A 13,186-nucleotide genomic window follows, 5' to 3' on the forward strand; every position below is an offset into this window, starting at 1 on the left:
CTAGCCCAGAGCGGTCGCCACGATCTCGCGAGCCTCGTCCTGGATCTTGCTCAGGTGTTCCGGGCCGTCGAAGGACTCGGCGTACAGCTTGTAGACGTCCTCGGTGCCCGACGGACGGGCCGCGAACCAGCCGCGGTCGGTGGTGACCTTCAGCCCGCCGATGGCGGCGCCGTTGCCCGGGGCCTTCGTCAGCCGAGCGGTGATCGGGTCCCCGGCCAGCGTCGAGGCGGTGACCTGTTCCGGCGACAGCTTGCTGAGCACGGCCTTCTGCTCACGGGTTGCCGGTGAATCGATGCGGGCGTAGGCCGGGTCGCCGAAGCGCTGGGTCAGCTCGCGGTAGTGCGCCGACGGCGACTTGTCGGTGACCGCGAGGATCTCGGAGGCGAGCAGGCACAGCAGGATGCCGTCCTTGTCGGTCGTCCAGACGCTGCCGTCCTGCTGCAGGAAGGACGCCCCCGCGGACTCCTCGCCGCCGAAGCCGATGGAGCCGTCGAGCAGGCCGGGTACGAACCACTTGAAGCCGACCGGGACCTCGACCAGCCTCCGTCCGAGGTCGGTCGCCACCCGGTCGATCATCGAGGAGCTGACCAGGGTCTTGCCGATCGCGGTGTCGGCGCGCCAGCCGGGCCGGTGCCCGAAGAGGTAGCCGATCGCGGTTGCCAGGAAGTGGTTCGGGTTCATCAGGCCGCCGTCGGGCGTCACGATGCCGTGCCGGTCGGAGTCGGTGTCGTTGCCGGTCGCGATGTCGTACAGCGTCGCGTCCTGCTTCATCCGGTTGATGAGCGAGGCCATTGCGGACGGTGACGAGCAGTCCATCCGGATCTTGCCGTCCCAGTCCAGGGTCATGAAACCGAAGGTGGGATCGATGTCGGGGTTCACGACGGTCAGGTCCAGGCCGTACCGGGATTCGATCTCCGCCCAGTACGCCACCGACGCACCACCGAGCGGGTCCGCGCCGATCCGGATGCCGGCGGCCTTGATGGCTGCCATATTGATCGCGCCGGGCAGTGCCGAGACGTAGGCGTCCAGAAAGTCGAAGCCGTGCACGGTGTCGGCCGCCGCGGCGCGTTGGTACGGGATGCGGCTGAGTCCGGACAGCTTCGCCGCCAGCAGCTCGTTGGCGCGGTCCTGGATCCAGCCGGTGATCTCGGTGCCGGCGGGGCCACCGTCCGGTGGGTTGTACTTGAAACCGCCGTCCGCGGGCGGGTTGTGCGAGGGCGTGACCACCACGCCGTCGGCCAGCCCCGAGGTGCGGCCGGAGTTGTACGCGAGGATCGCTCGCGAGACGGCAGGCGTGGGCGTCAGGCCCTTGCGGGAGTCGATCAGCACCGTCACGCCGTTGGCGGCGAAGACCTCGAGCGCGGACCGGGCCGCGGGCTCGGACAGGGCGTGGCTGTCCGCACCCAGGTAGAGCGGGCCGTCGATGCCCTTGCCCGCGCGGTACTCGCAGATCGCCTGGCTGGTAGCGAGGATGTGGTCCTCGTTGAAGCTGGTGCTCAGCGCCGAGCCCCGGTGCCCGGACGTGCCGAAGCTGACCCGTTGCTCGGTCACGGACACGTCGGGGTGCTGGGAGTAGTAGGCGTCGACCAACGCGCCGACATCGATCAGGTCAGCGGCGGTGGCCGGCTGACCGGCCCGGGGGGAGTTCGGCATCATTCAATCCAACCATGCCGGCGCCGCGGTTCCCCTGGCTCACCGTTCTTCACAACGACTTGAGCTTGTTTCCACAGCGTTTCGCCGCTAGCCTCGGCAATAAGTTCAGTGTCTAAACAAATCGAGGATTAGCAGATGACGCCAACTCCCACCAAGGCCGACAGATTCTCCTTCGGGCTCTGGACGATCGGCTGGACCGGCCGCGACCCGTTCGGTGACGCGACCCGCCAGCCGCTCGACGCGGTAGAGGCCGTCCACAGGCTCAACGAGCTCGGCGCGTACGGCATCACGTTCCACGACAACGACCTGATCCCGTTCGACGCGACGACCGGTGAGCGCGACGCCCAGATCGCCCGCTTCCGCCAGGCTGTGGACGAGACCGGCCTCGCGGTCCCGATGATCACGACCAACCTCTTCACCCATCCGGTGTTCAAGGACGGTGGCTTCACCAGCAACGACCGCTCGGTCCGCCGGTTCGCGCTCCGCAAGGTGCTGCGCAACGTCGAGTTGGCCGCTGAGCTCGGTGCTGAGACCTACGTCGTCTGGGGTGGCCGCGAAGGCAGTGAGTACGACTCCGCCAAGGACGTGCAGGCGGCGCTGGAGCGCTACCGCGAGGCGATGAACACCCTCACCGAGTTCGTCACCGACCGCGGTTACCCGATCCGCTTCGCCATCGAGCCGAAGCCGAACGAGCCCCGCGGCGACATTCTGCTGCCGACCCTGGGCCACGCGATGGCCTTCATCACCGAGCTGGACCAGCCGGATCTCGTCGGCATCAACCCCGAGGTCGGGCACGAGCAGATGGCCGGGCTGAACTACGCGCACGGCGTTGCGCAGGCGCTGTGGCAGGGCAAGCTCTTCCACATCGACCTCAACAGCCAGCGCGGCATCAAGTTCGACCAGGACCTGGTCTTCGGTCACGGTGACCTGATGAACGCCTTCAGTCTGGTCGACCTGCTCGAGTTCGGTGGCCCGAACGGTGGCCCGTCGTACACCGGCCCACGGCACTTCGACTACAAGCCCTCGCGCACCGAGAGCTACGACGGCGTCTGGGACTCGGTCAAGGCGAACATGAGCATGTACCTGATGCTCAAGGAGCGGGCGACGTCCTTCCGCAACGACCCCGAGGTCCAGCAGGCGCTGCTCGACGCCAAGGTTGCGGAGCTGTCCGAGCCGACGCTGAACCCGGGTGAGGGCTACGCCGAGCTGATGAAGGACGCCAGCTCGTTCGAGGACTACGACGCCGACGCCGCCGGCGCGCAGGGTTACGGCTTCGTCCGGTTGAACCAACTCGCGCTCGAACACCTCCTGGGAGCGCGCTGATCATGGCACTGGTCGCCGGAGTCGACTCGTCCACGCAGTCGTGCAAGGTTGTTCTCCGCGATGCCGGAACCGGACGGCTGGTGCGTTCTGGACGCGCGAGCCACCCGGACGGCACCGAGGTGCACCCCTCGGCGTGGTGGGACGCCTTACAGGTTGCTCTGGAGGATGCCGGTGGCCTGGCCGACGTGAGCGCGATCAGCGTCGGCGGCCAGCAGCACGGCATGGTCTGCCTGGACGAGTCAGGCGAGGTCGTGCGCCCCGCACTGCTGTGGAACGACACCCGGTCGGCGAAGGCCGCCGCGGACCTGGTCCTGGAACTGGGCGCGCAGGCCTGGGCGGACGCGGTCGGCAGCGTGCCGGTGGCCTCGTTCACGATCACCAAGCTGCGCTGGCTGGCCGAGCACGAGCCGGACAGCGTCGCCCGCACGGCCGCGGTGTGCCTGCCGCACGACTGGCTCAGCTGGAAGCTGTCCGGCTCCACCGACCTGGCCGACCTGGCGACCGATCGCTCGGACGCCTCGGGCACCGGCTACTTCGACGGCCACACGAACACCTACCGCACCGACCTGCTGGTCCGGGCGCTGGGCAAAGAGGTACGGCTGCCGCGCGTCGCCGGCCCGGCCGAGCGGATCGGCCAGCACGGCTCGCTGCTGCTCGGCCCCGGCGCGGGCGACAACGCGGCCGGAGCGCTCGGCGTGCAGACCGGCGACGACGTGCTGGTGTCGCTGGGCACGTCCGGCGTTGCCTGTGCCCGCAGCTCTGTCCAGGCAGCGGACCCGAGCGGTCTGGTGGCCGGATTCTCCGATGCCACCGGGGCGTTCCTGCCGCTGGTGTGCACCCTCAATGCCGCCCGGGTGCTCGACGCGACGGCCCGGCTGCTCGGGGTCAGCCTGGCCGACCTCAGTGCCCTCGCGCTCAGCGCCGAGGCTGGTGCGGCCGGCCTGAGCCTCGTCCCGTACCTCGAAGGTGAGCGCACCCCGAACCTTCCCGACGCCACCGGTGCGCTGCACGGGCTGACGCTGTCCAACGCCACCCAGGCCAATGTCGCCAGGGCGGCGGTCGAGGGCATGCTGTGCGGCCTGGCCGCCGGCCTCGATGCGCTGGTCGCCCAGGGCGTCTCGGTGTCCGCGGTGCGCCTGATCGGCGGAGCCGCGCAGTCCGAGGCCGTACGCCGCATCGCTCCGACCGTGTTCGGTGTACCGGTCACGGTGCCCGAACCGGGCGAGTACGTCGCCGACGGCGCTGCCCGGCAGGCCGCCTGGGTGCTGGCGGGTTCGGACGAGGCACCTGCCTGGGAACTCGGCGAGGCCGCGCACTTCGAGGGTGCGGCTACTCCCGGCCTGCGCGCCCGGTACGCCGTCGCCGCGGGCAAGCACCTGAGCGTGCCGCGCTGACGGGGCGCCCTATGACAGCCTTGGCGCTATGACGGTGCCCGGCACCCCCGCGGGCCAGCAGACCGTCCGCCGGCACAACCTCAGCCTGATCACGACGGCGCTGGCCGGGGCGCCGGCCTCACGGGCGGAGCTGGCGCACCGGACCGGGCTGACCAAGGCCACCGTGTCCAGCCTGGTGGATGTCCTGATCAGTCAGACGATCCTGGTCGAGGGCGTGCCCGACGCGCCCCGGGTCGGACGGCCGGCCAGGCCCGTTCGCCTCAATCCGGACGGGCCGGTCGCGGTCGGGCTCGAGATCAACGTCGACTACCTCGCGGCCTGCGCCCTCGACCTGACCGGGCAGGTGCGCGGCTACCGGCACGCACCCGTGGACAACCGCGGCCGGACCGCCGACCAGGTGGTTGCGCATGCCGTCCGGCTGAGCGACGAGGTCCGCGCGGGCCTGGACCAGCCACTGCTCGGGGTGGCATTGGCCCTGCCTGGCGTGGTGGGTGTCGACGGCGAGCTGCTGCGTGCTCCGAACCTGCCCCTGCTCGCCGGCGCCCGGCTCGGGCAGGCGCTGGCCGGCGAGCTGAACGTGCGCGAGCTGCAGGTGGACAACGAGGCCAACCTGGGTGCACTGGCCCGGCTGTGGTCCGCCCCGGACGGCGGCCGGGACTTCGTCTACGTCTCCGGCGAGATCGGCGTCGGCGCCGGCCTGGTCGTGAACGGCGAGCTGTTCCGCGGCGTGAACGGGTTCGCCGGCGAACTCGGGCACGTCGTCGTCGAACGGGACGGCCCGTTGTGCGGGTGCGGCGGGCGCGGCTGCGTCGAGCAGTACGCCGGTCAGGAGGTGCTGCTGCGCAACGCCGAGCAGCCCGACGTCGAGGCGCTGGAGGCAGCGGTCACCCGCTCCGATCCCCGGGCGCTGGCCGCGGTCGAGCTGGCGGGATCGGCGCTCGGCGTGGGCCTGTCGTCCCTGCTCAACGTGGTCGACCTGCCGGCCATCGTGCTCGGCGGCGTGTACGCCCGGCTGTATCGCGTCATCGAGCCGGCGCTGACGGCAGAGCTCGCCAGCCGGGTGCTGTCGTCCCGCAGCTCGGCCGGCCGGCTGTGCTGCTCAAGCCTGGGTGTCGACGCCGCCGTCCGCGGTGCGGCCGGTGCGGTGGTGGACCGGGCGCTGAAGGACCCGGGCCGGTTCACCGAGTGGGACGCGAGTTCAGATTCCAGTAGCCCTTCGCGTGCACGTCGGACCGGCTGAGCCCGAAGCGCCCCAGAGCTTCGCGCAGCGCCACCACCGCCCGGGACTCACCGAGGACGTAGGCATAGCCGCTGCTCCCGGTGGGCGACAGCAGCTCCAGCGCCGAACTCAGGATGTCGGCCCGGCCGGCCGGCCGGCCGTCGCGGGGCAGCCAGGTCACGTCGGCATTGTCGGGCAGCGGGTAGCGCTCGTTGTCGTTCTCGATCTCGGCCAGCACCCCAACCCGGCGCCCGTCGATATGCGCGGCCTCGGCGAGTGCCGCGATGGCGGGCAGCCCCGACTCGTCCGTGAGCGCGACCAGCCACGGCGTCGGGGACAGCGCTATCTCACCGCGCGGGCCGAAGAAGGTCACCTCGTCCCCGGCCGCAAGCTGCTGGGCCCAGGTCGAGCCGGGACCGTGTCCGTGCAGCACCGCGTCGATCACCAGGCTGTCGGCCCAGTGGGAGCGGACGGTGTAACGCCGCCGGACCTCCCGGCCGTCCGGGCCGGTGAGGACGATAGCGATGTCGCAGCCCAGTGGCCAGTGCCGGCCCGCGATTTCGGGGGCGCGCAGGGTGATCCGGCGCATCCGCGGTGACAGTTCGCTTAGATCGGCGACCGTAGTGAGGAATTGACCGGTGCGGGAGATGTGTTGGACCTCAGACATGATGTGTTCAGCATGCCACCGTCGTTCCGGCGATCATCGCCGGAAGACACCGGTGGCAGCCGAACAGATCCAGGTCCCGTACACCTACCGATCGACCTAGCTAGAAGGAGCAGTATGCCCATCGAATTGAAGAAGGTCGCCTACGTCACCTCCGCCACCGCCAAGGGTGGCCGCGCCGGACACGTGCGTAGCGCCGACGGCCTGGTGGACTTCGAGCTGGCTCAGCCCGGCAGCACGCCGGAGCCCGCGGTCAACCCCGAGACGCTGTTCGCCGCCGGCTACGCCTCCTGCTTCCAGGGCGCGCTGGAGAACCGGGCCAAGACCAAGGGTGTCGACACCTCCGGCTCGACCGTGACCGCCAACGTCTCGTTCGGACCGTCCGAGGACGGCGGCTTCGGCCTCGCCGTCGAGCTCGAGGTCAGCATCCCGGGTGTCGAGGCCGCGCAGGCGCAGGAGCTGGTCGAGCTGGCGCACCAGTTCTGCCCGTACTCCAAGGCGACCCGCGACAACATCGTGGTCACGCTGACCGTCGCCTGAACCGTCTCGCGCAGCGCGAGCTGCTCGAACGAAGTTGACCGGCCTGATGGCCACGGGTGCATGATGAACCCCGTGGCCATCAGTGTTTTCGACCTTTTCTCGATTGGTATCGGGCCGTCGTCGTCCCACACCGTCGGGCCTATGCGGGCTGCCCGCACCTTTGCCCTCGGCTTGGAACGCGATGGTCTGATCGGCAGTGTCGACCGGGTGCGAGTGGAGCTCTTCGGCTCCCTCGGCGCGACCGGGCGGGGCCACGGCTCCGACCGGGCGGTGGTGCTGGGCCTGGCCGGCGAGACTCCGGAGAGCGTCGACACCGCCACCGTGCTCCCACGCTTCACCGCCGCGCGGGCAGCGGGGTCGGTCCGGCTGCTGGACAGGTACCCGGTGCGGATGGAAGCCGATGATCTGGTGCTGCACCGGCGCTCGACGCTGCCCTTCCATCCGAACGGGATGCGCTTCACGGCCTGGGCGGCTGATGACTCCCCGGTGCGCGAGCGGACGTTCTACTCCGTGGGCGGCGGGTTCGTCGTGGACGAGGCCGCGACCGGTGCGGACCGGATCAAGGCCGATGACACCGTCCTGCCCTATCCATTCACCACCGGTGTGGAGCTGTGCCGGCTCGCCGGGGCCACCGGGCTGTCCATCTCTGACCTGATGCTGGCCAACGAGACCGTCTGGCGGCCGGAGGCAGAGGTACGGGCGGGGCTGCTCGACATCTGGCAGGTTATGCAGGACTGCGTCTCGGCCGGCTACTCCCAGGAGGGAATGCTGCCGGGCGGTCTCAAGGTGCGCCGCCGCGCACCCGAGCTGTACCGGACGCTGGCCGCCGAATCGTTCTCCACCGACCCGCTGCGGGTGATGGACTGGGTGAGCCTGTTCGCGCTTGCCGTCAACGAGGAGAACGCCGCGGGTGGCCGGGTCGTGACCGCCCCGACGAACGGCGCGGCCGGCATCATTCCGGCGGTGCTGCACTACTACCGGCGCTTCGTACCGGGTGCCACCGATGACGGCGTGGTGCGATTCCTGCTCACCGCTGGGGCCATCGGCGTGCTCTACAAGGAGAACGCGTCGATCTCCGGCGCTGAGGTCGGTTGCCAGGGTGAGGTTGGCTCCGCCTGCTCGATGGCCGCCGGCGCGCTGTGTGAGGTTATGGGCGGAAACCCCCTGCAGGTCGAGAACGCCGCCGAGATCGGCATGGAACACAACCTGGGGCTGACCTGCGACCCGATCGGCGGGCTCGTCCAGGTGCCGTGCATCGAACGCAATGCGATGGGTGCGGTCAAGGCGATCAACGCCGCTCGCATCGCGCTGCGCGGCGACGGCACCCACATCGTCAGCCTCGACAAGGTGATCAAGACCATGCGGGAGACCGGCGCTGACATGAAGGTCAAGTACAAGGAGACCTCCCGCGGCGGGCTGGCCGTGAACGTCATCGAATGCTGAGGATCTCTGCCTCTCGGCTACTCCACGCCATCAGCTAGCGCAAAGGGCCGCCCAGTAGGAATGACTGGACGGCCCTTTCGCTATTGCTGCGGTCAGTGAACCGCGACGCCGGCCGGCGCGTCGACAACCTCGTCCTTGCCGGTCGTGATCATGGTCATGGTGACGATGATGGCGACCAGCGCGAAGATGGCGGCGGTCAGGAAGCCTCGCGAGGAGCCGTGCGCCAGGACCTCGTGGAACGCCCGGTTGGCAGTGGGATCGGTCAGCGCACCGGCACTGGCCTTGACGCTGCCGGTTGCCTGCTGCGACAGCTGCAGGAAGTGCTGCAGCACCGTCGGCGGCTCTTTACCGGACTGCACCAGCGCGCCGAGCAGCTTTCCCTGGTGCTTGCCCTCGCTGGTCGAGGTGGTGGCGAAGACGGTGGTCAGCACCGACAGGCCGATGGACCCGCCGACCTGCTGCCCGACGTTCAGCAGTGCCGATGCCAGGCCGGCCTCGTGTGGTTCGACTCCGGCCACGGCCACGGTGGTCAGCGGCACGAAGATGCTGCCGATACCGAAGGACATGATCAGCAGCGACGGCAGCAGGTGGCCGGCATAGCTGGAGTCCGCGCTGGTGGTGGACAGCCAGAACAGGCCGCCGGTCATGAGCACGGAGCCGAAGATGATCAGGTTGCGCGGACCGACCCGGGGCAGCAACGTCGCCGAGAGCTGGGCCGCGATGCCGATCATGAAGGCGACCGGCAGGAATGCCATGCCGGACTTCAACGACGAGTAGCCGAGCACCAGTTGGACGAAATAGGTGACGAAGAAGAACATCCCGAACATGGCCGCGCCGATGATCAGCATGACGATGTAGGCGCCCGATCGGTTCTTGTCGCGGAACGTGCGCAGCGGCATCATCGCGTAGGACAGCTTGCCCTCCAGCGCGGCGAACGCGGCGAGCAGTACCACCGCAAGGACGAAGGCGCTGACGGTGATGCCGTTGCTCCAGCCCTTGGATGCGGCATGGATGAAACCGTAGACCAGCGAGGCCATGCCCACCGTGGACAGCAGGCCACCGAACCAGTCGAACTTGCCGGAGAGGCGCTCGGACTCGTGCAAGAACATGTAGGCGCCGACGACCAGGACGACACCGATCGGGACGTTGACGAAGAGCACCCAGCGCCAGGTCAGGTACTCGGTGAGAACGCCACCGAGCAGCAGGCCCAGAGCGGCACCGGCACCAGCCACCGCGGAGAACACCGCGAAGGCACGGGTCCGTTCGGGCCCCTCGTCGAACTCTGTGGTGATCAGCGAGAGAGCCGTCGGCGAGGCGATCGCGCCCCCGATGCCTTGGATGATCCGGCCGAAGATGAGGAACTGGAAGTTGTGAGCGAGGCCGCCGAGGAAGCTGCCGATGGTGAACAGCGCGAGGCCCACCATGAACATCCGGCGCCGGCCGAGGATGTCGCCTGCCTTGCCGCCCAGTAGCAGCAGCCCGCCGAAGGCCAGGGTGTAGGCGTTGATCGCCCACGTCATGTCGGTCTGGTTCTTGCCGAAGTAGTCGCCCATCTTGGGCAGCGCGATGTTCACGATGGTTCCGTCGAGAACGATCATGAGCTGCGCGCCCGCGATGATGAGCAGCGTCAAGCCTGGATGGCTTCCTCTTCGGCTCGTTGCCGTTGTCTGTGTCGCTCCGTAGGTCGTGGTCACGACTCTCCTTGGCCAATCGATGTTCTGTGCCGGCGGGCTGCCGCGCGGCGTGGTGTCGGCACGCTGCTCAGTGCCGTTAGCTCAGTATGTTGCGGCGAACCGCTCGTCCTGAGTCTGTCGTGTTGAGTTAGCATTTCGGCTTGTTGCTGTCGCATAGTGAACGCAGCCGTTCCTTCCTTCGGTACGCTAGCGAACATCAGTTAAGAAACGCAAACGTGCACTATCTTGGTCGCTCAGCTGCCACACAGCACCACCGCCGCCACTTCCGTTCGTCAGAGAGGATTCCCGTCGCCATGACCGCACCGCCAGTCAATTTCGCAGGTACCTCTGACAACACCTCTGACAGCGGCGAGGATCCGGGGCGTCAGCGCAAGCGTGGAGCCGAACTGGAGCAGGCGATCAAGGACGCCACGATCGCGGAGCTGGCGTGCGGTGGGTACGGCAATGTCACCATCGAGTCGGTCGCCGCCCGCGCCCAAACGGGCAAGGCGTCCATCTATCGCAGGTGGCCCACCAAGCAGGAGTTGGTGATGGATTCGCTGGGTTGCCTGCTGGCCGGTCCGTTGCTCAGCATCGACCCGCCCCGCCTGGAAGACACCGTGACGACGCGTGACGCGCTGCTGATGCTGCTGCGGCAGGTCGTCGAGGTGATGACCGGGCCAGGCGGTGAGGCGATGCGATCCATCATGAGCGAGTCACTGCGGGATCCGGACTTCTCAACCACGTTCGAATGCGACTACTTCGACCCGCGTAAGCAGGTTCTGGTCGACCTGCTCGAACGAGGTGTCGCCCGCGGCGAGGTGCGCCCCGACGCGGTGACGCCGCTGCTTCCCGAGATCGTGGCGGGCACCCTCACCCACCGGATCGTCATGCGTAGACAGTCGATCTCCGACGAGGATCTGGTGGAGCTGCTGGATCGCTTCGTGATGCCGGCGATCAGCCCCCGCTGAGTGATCTGCAGCCCTTGTGGTCAGGGGCCGCTTTGGGCGCGCCGGTGCTCGCCCAGTAAGGTATGCGGCGGTCGTGTTCCGCGGCTTCAGGAGGCTTCGCCTAGTCCGGTCTATGGCGCCGCACTGCTAATGCGGTTTGGGTTTATCGCCCATCCGGGGTTCAAATCCCCGAGCCTCCGCGGTGTCAGAGCCCCGTCCTCGGACGGGGCTCTGTGCTGTGATCGCCTCTGTGGTTGATCTTGGCCGGTGCCGCCGAGGCGACGCCGGAGGCGGTTTTGGAGGCCCGAACCTGACCCGCTAGAGTATGGCTTCGGTTCACAATGCGCCCGTAGCTCAACGGATAGAGCACTTGACTACGGATCAAGAGGTTGCAAGTTCGAATCTTGCCGGGCGCACCAGAGTGACGTCTTTCAAACCCGCACCGTGTTGAACGGATGCGGGTTTGTTCATTTTGGGCGTTGTGCACGGATGCGGCGGATGTAGGCGGCGCTCCAGTCGTGGCAGGTAGCGCTTGGACGCCTTGTCGAGCCCACGGCAGCAGTTGCTCCAGTCACCGCGCCTTGCGGTCGAGGTCTCCGCCCGGCGGCCTCCATGACGTCAGGGCCGAGCAGTGTCTTGAACGGTTCGGTGAGCGCTGCACTGAATCGCACCGGAGTTTCCGGAGGCTCTGGTGCTAGGGTCGACTCGGTGAACGAGCAGCCCAACAAGTACTGGCGTGCAAATACGCGCCCGATAACCATCGCCGTCCTGTTTCTGTACCTCCTAGAGTTCGTACTCATCGTGATTGCGCTCCTTCCGGCATGGACGGCGTTGGTCGTCATACTGGTCGGCTTTCCGCTGCGCTGGTTGATATATCGAGTCTGGGACAGATAGATCAAGCACTAACCCGGGCGGTGCAAGATCAACTCGGGTACCTGCGTGTAGATGACAGAAAGTGCCTACTGGGTGCGGGATTCTGTGATTGCTGAAGTCCCAGATCCCCGCTCCGAGAGGCACTTTCCACGTGAAGGCTACCTGCACTCGTCCTGCTGTCGCGGTCTTGGCTGATGGTGTGGGGTGGTGTCGCATGCCGGGTCGCGGTTGCTGGCCGATCTGGCTGACCGGACCACGCTGACCGGGCAGCTGTCGGAGGTGTTCGCGGGGCGGACGGCGCCGCAGACCGAACACGATCCGGGTCGGGTGTTGGTGGATCTGGCGGTGATGATCGCCGACGGCGGGGAGGCGATCTGCGACATCGCGGCCTTGGCTGATCAGCCCGGGGTGTTCGGCAAGGTTGCCTCGGACAGCACCCGCTGGTATGACCCACCACCGGCACCTGGGACCCAACAAGACACCCTCAACACACCCCTGGACCCCCACAACGGCAACCGCTACATCTACGCCGCCGACAACCCCCTCAACAATGCAGGACCAACCGGAACTTCCTTTGCTGCGGGTGGTCTAGCGGGCGCCCTCGCTGGCGGAGCCGGAGGCTTCGTAGTTGGAGGACCCGCCGGTGCGGTCCTCGGTGGCGGCCTCGGCGCAGGCGGAGTGGGCGGGTTCGTCTACGGCGCATGCGAATCTGACTCGGCCAGCGCAGGCGGAACAACCGGTTGCCGGTGCCGTAGAGGGTGGGGTGGGTGCTCTCCTTGGAGGCCTCGGTACCCTTGGCGGCGCTATCTTCGGGAGCTTCGGGAGCTGACATGAAGACTTCCCCTGACCTAGGAAGACTCGTCATACGGCGGCAGCCCGGTAGTAGCTCAATCCTCCGCGCATTCCGGGTGCTAGTCGATGGCAACCAGGTCGGGAGGCTCCGCCAAGATGGTGAACTGGCGGTAGATGTCGAACCCGGAACGCACGCCGTTCAGATCAAGGTCGACTGGGCCGGCAGCAAACCACTTGAGGTCACCGCAGGTCCGGGAGAAGTGATCAGACTGGTATGCGAGACGGCTCCCTTCACCAAGGGATTCGCATCGATCTTCCGTCAGCCCTCCGAGTACATCAAACTCAGAGCGTCCGAGTAGACCAAAGAAGGTCGCGGAGTCTGGTGCCAGACTCCGCGACCTTCTTTGGGCTCATAGCCGTGGTTGAGGTGCCGGTAAGAACGCTGGCACCGAAGGCAGTCCGAGTGAGCTGCGACGGGTCGTCGCCCTGTACGTCTCAGTTCCTAGTGTCGCGTGAACGATGATCTTTGACCGCCGGTTGCTTTGGTGAGGATTTCGTCGGCGGTCTTGGTCCAGGTGAACGGCTGGCAGCGTTCGTTCCAGGCGTCGATGTAAGTCTCGATTGCGGCGATGAGGTCCTTGACGCTGGTGAAGGTGCCGCGG

The 13,186-nt window shown here is 67.7% G+C and carries 10 protein-coding genes, 2 tRNA genes and 2 pseudogenes; 10 read left to right on the forward strand and 4 right to left on the reverse strand.

Going from position 1 to position 13,186, the window contains the following annotated elements; translation table 11 throughout:
* Positions 1 to 1,653 (reverse strand): phosphoglucomutase (alpha-D-glucose-1,6-bisphosphate-dependent), encoded by a 1,653-nt coding sequence (gene pgm, locus RM423_RS11415; protein ID WP_311423160.1) that lies wholly within the window; start codon positions 1,651 to 1,653, stop codon positions 1 to 3.
* A 135-nt stretch (positions 1,654 to 1,788) separates the two neighbouring features.
* On the opposite strand from pgm, the gene xylA reads away from it, so the two are divergent.
* Genes xylA through RM423_RS11430 form a run of 3 tightly spaced genes read left to right on the forward strand, consistent with a single transcriptional unit; the run spans position 1,789 to position 5,610 of the window.
* Complete coding sequence (gene xylA / locus RM423_RS11420) at positions 1,789 to 2,976, forward strand: xylose isomerase (protein ID WP_311423161.1); 1,188 nt, start codon at positions 1,789 to 1,791, stop codon at positions 2,974 to 2,976.
* A 2-nt stretch (positions 2,977 to 2,978) separates the two neighbouring features.
* Positions 2,979 to 4,370, forward strand: coding sequence for a xylulokinase (gene xylB / locus RM423_RS11425; protein ID WP_311423162.1), 1,392 nt, complete (start codon positions 2,979 to 2,981; stop codon positions 4,368 to 4,370).
* A gap of 28 nt (positions 4,371 to 4,398) precedes the next feature.
* On the forward strand, positions 4,399 to 5,610 hold the full coding sequence (locus RM423_RS11430; protein WP_311423163.1) for an ROK family protein: 1,212 nt from the start codon (positions 4,399 to 4,401) through the stop codon (positions 5,608 to 5,610).
* On the opposite strand, the gene RM423_RS11435 is transcribed toward RM423_RS11430, so the two are convergent.
* Positions 5,549 to 6,256 carry a siderophore-interacting protein gene (locus RM423_RS11435; RefSeq protein ID WP_311423164.1) on the reverse strand — a complete coding sequence of 236 codons (708 nt, stop codon included), beginning with the start codon at positions 6,254 to 6,256 and terminating at the stop codon, positions 5,549 to 5,551. The genes RM423_RS11430 and RM423_RS11435 overlap by 62 nt on opposite strands.
* 114 nt (positions 6,257 to 6,370) lie before the next feature.
* Here RM423_RS11435 and RM423_RS11440 point away from each other — a divergent pair, with 114 nt between their 5' ends.
* Entirely contained in the window at positions 6,371 to 6,793 is a 423-nt protein-coding gene (locus RM423_RS11440; protein WP_311423165.1) for an organic hydroperoxide resistance protein, read from the forward strand.
* 63 nt (positions 6,794 to 6,856) lie between these two features.
* Positions 6,857 to 8,236: an L-serine ammonia-lyase gene (locus RM423_RS11445; protein ID WP_311423169.1), complete on the forward strand. Its 1,380-nt coding sequence runs from the start codon at positions 6,857 to 6,859 to the stop codon at positions 8,234 to 8,236.
* A 92-nt stretch (positions 8,237 to 8,328) separates the two neighbouring features.
* Here the strand turns inward: RM423_RS11445 and RM423_RS11450 are convergent, their stop codons facing one another.
* Complete coding sequence (locus tag RM423_RS11450) at positions 8,329 to 9,930, reverse strand: MFS transporter (protein WP_449555807.1); 1,602 nt, start codon at positions 9,928 to 9,930, stop codon at positions 8,329 to 8,331.
* Between the two features lie 293 nt (positions 9,931 to 10,223).
* Between RM423_RS11450 and RM423_RS11455 the strand changes: the two genes are divergently transcribed.
* The 5 genes and pseudogenes from RM423_RS11455 to RM423_RS26245 form a co-directional block, all read left to right on the forward strand.
* Complete coding sequence (locus RM423_RS11455; protein WP_311423167.1) at positions 10,224 to 10,880, forward strand: TetR/AcrR family transcriptional regulator; 657 nt, start codon at positions 10,224 to 10,226, stop codon at positions 10,878 to 10,880.
* Between the two features lie 89 nt (positions 10,881 to 10,969).
* Positions 10,970 to 11,059, forward strand: a tRNA-Ser gene (locus RM423_RS11460).
* 143 nt (positions 11,060 to 11,202) lie between these two features.
* Positions 11,203 to 11,278: transfer RNA gene (locus RM423_RS11465), tRNA-Arg, on the forward strand.
* A 289-nt stretch (positions 11,279 to 11,567) separates the two neighbouring features.
* Positions 11,568 to 11,753 carry a hypothetical protein gene (locus tag RM423_RS11470; RefSeq protein ID WP_311423168.1) on the forward strand — a complete coding sequence of 62 codons (186 nt, stop codon included), beginning with the start codon at positions 11,568 to 11,570 and terminating at the stop codon, positions 11,751 to 11,753.
* 130 nt (positions 11,754 to 11,883) lie between these two features.
* A pseudogene (locus RM423_RS26245) lies at positions 11,884 to 12,176 on the forward strand (transposase); the annotation flags it as partial.
* 850 nt (positions 12,177 to 13,026) lie between these two features.
* Here the strand turns inward: RM423_RS26245 and RM423_RS11475 are convergent.
* A pseudogene (locus RM423_RS11475) lies at positions 13,027 to 13,186 on the reverse strand (IS630 family transposase); the annotation flags it as partial.

Source organism: Jatrophihabitans lederbergiae (assembly GCF_031845305.1).
Lineage (GTDB): Bacteria > Actinomycetota > Actinomycetes > Mycobacteriales > Jatrophihabitantaceae > Jatrophihabitans_A > Jatrophihabitans_A lederbergiae.

Coding starts and splice junctions, on each gene's coding strand:
- RM423_RS11455 (WP_311423167.1), top strand. CDS start 10,224: ATGACCGCACCGCCAGTCAATTTCGCAGGTACCTCTGACAACACCTCT.
- xylA (WP_311423161.1), top strand. CDS start 1,789: ATGACGCCAACTCCCACCAAGGCCGACAGATTCTCCTTCGGGCTCTGG.
- xylB (WP_311423162.1), top strand. CDS start 2,979: ATGGCACTGGTCGCCGGAGTCGACTCGTCCACGCAGTCGTGCAAGGTT.
- RM423_RS11435 (WP_311423164.1), bottom strand. CDS start 6,256: ATGTCTGAGGTCCAACACATCTCCCGCACCGGTCAATTCCTCACTACG.
- pgm (WP_311423160.1), bottom strand. CDS start 1,653: ATGCCGAACTCCCCCCGGGCCGGTCAGCCGGCCACCGCCGCTGACCTG.
- RM423_RS11430 (WP_311423163.1), top strand. CDS start 4,399: ATGACGGTGCCCGGCACCCCCGCGGGCCAGCAGACCGTCCGCCGGCAC.
- RM423_RS11440 (WP_311423165.1), top strand. CDS start 6,371: ATGCCCATCGAATTGAAGAAGGTCGCCTACGTCACCTCCGCCACCGCC.
- RM423_RS11445 (WP_311423169.1), top strand. CDS start 6,857: ATGAACCCCGTGGCCATCAGTGTTTTCGACCTTTTCTCGATTGGTATC.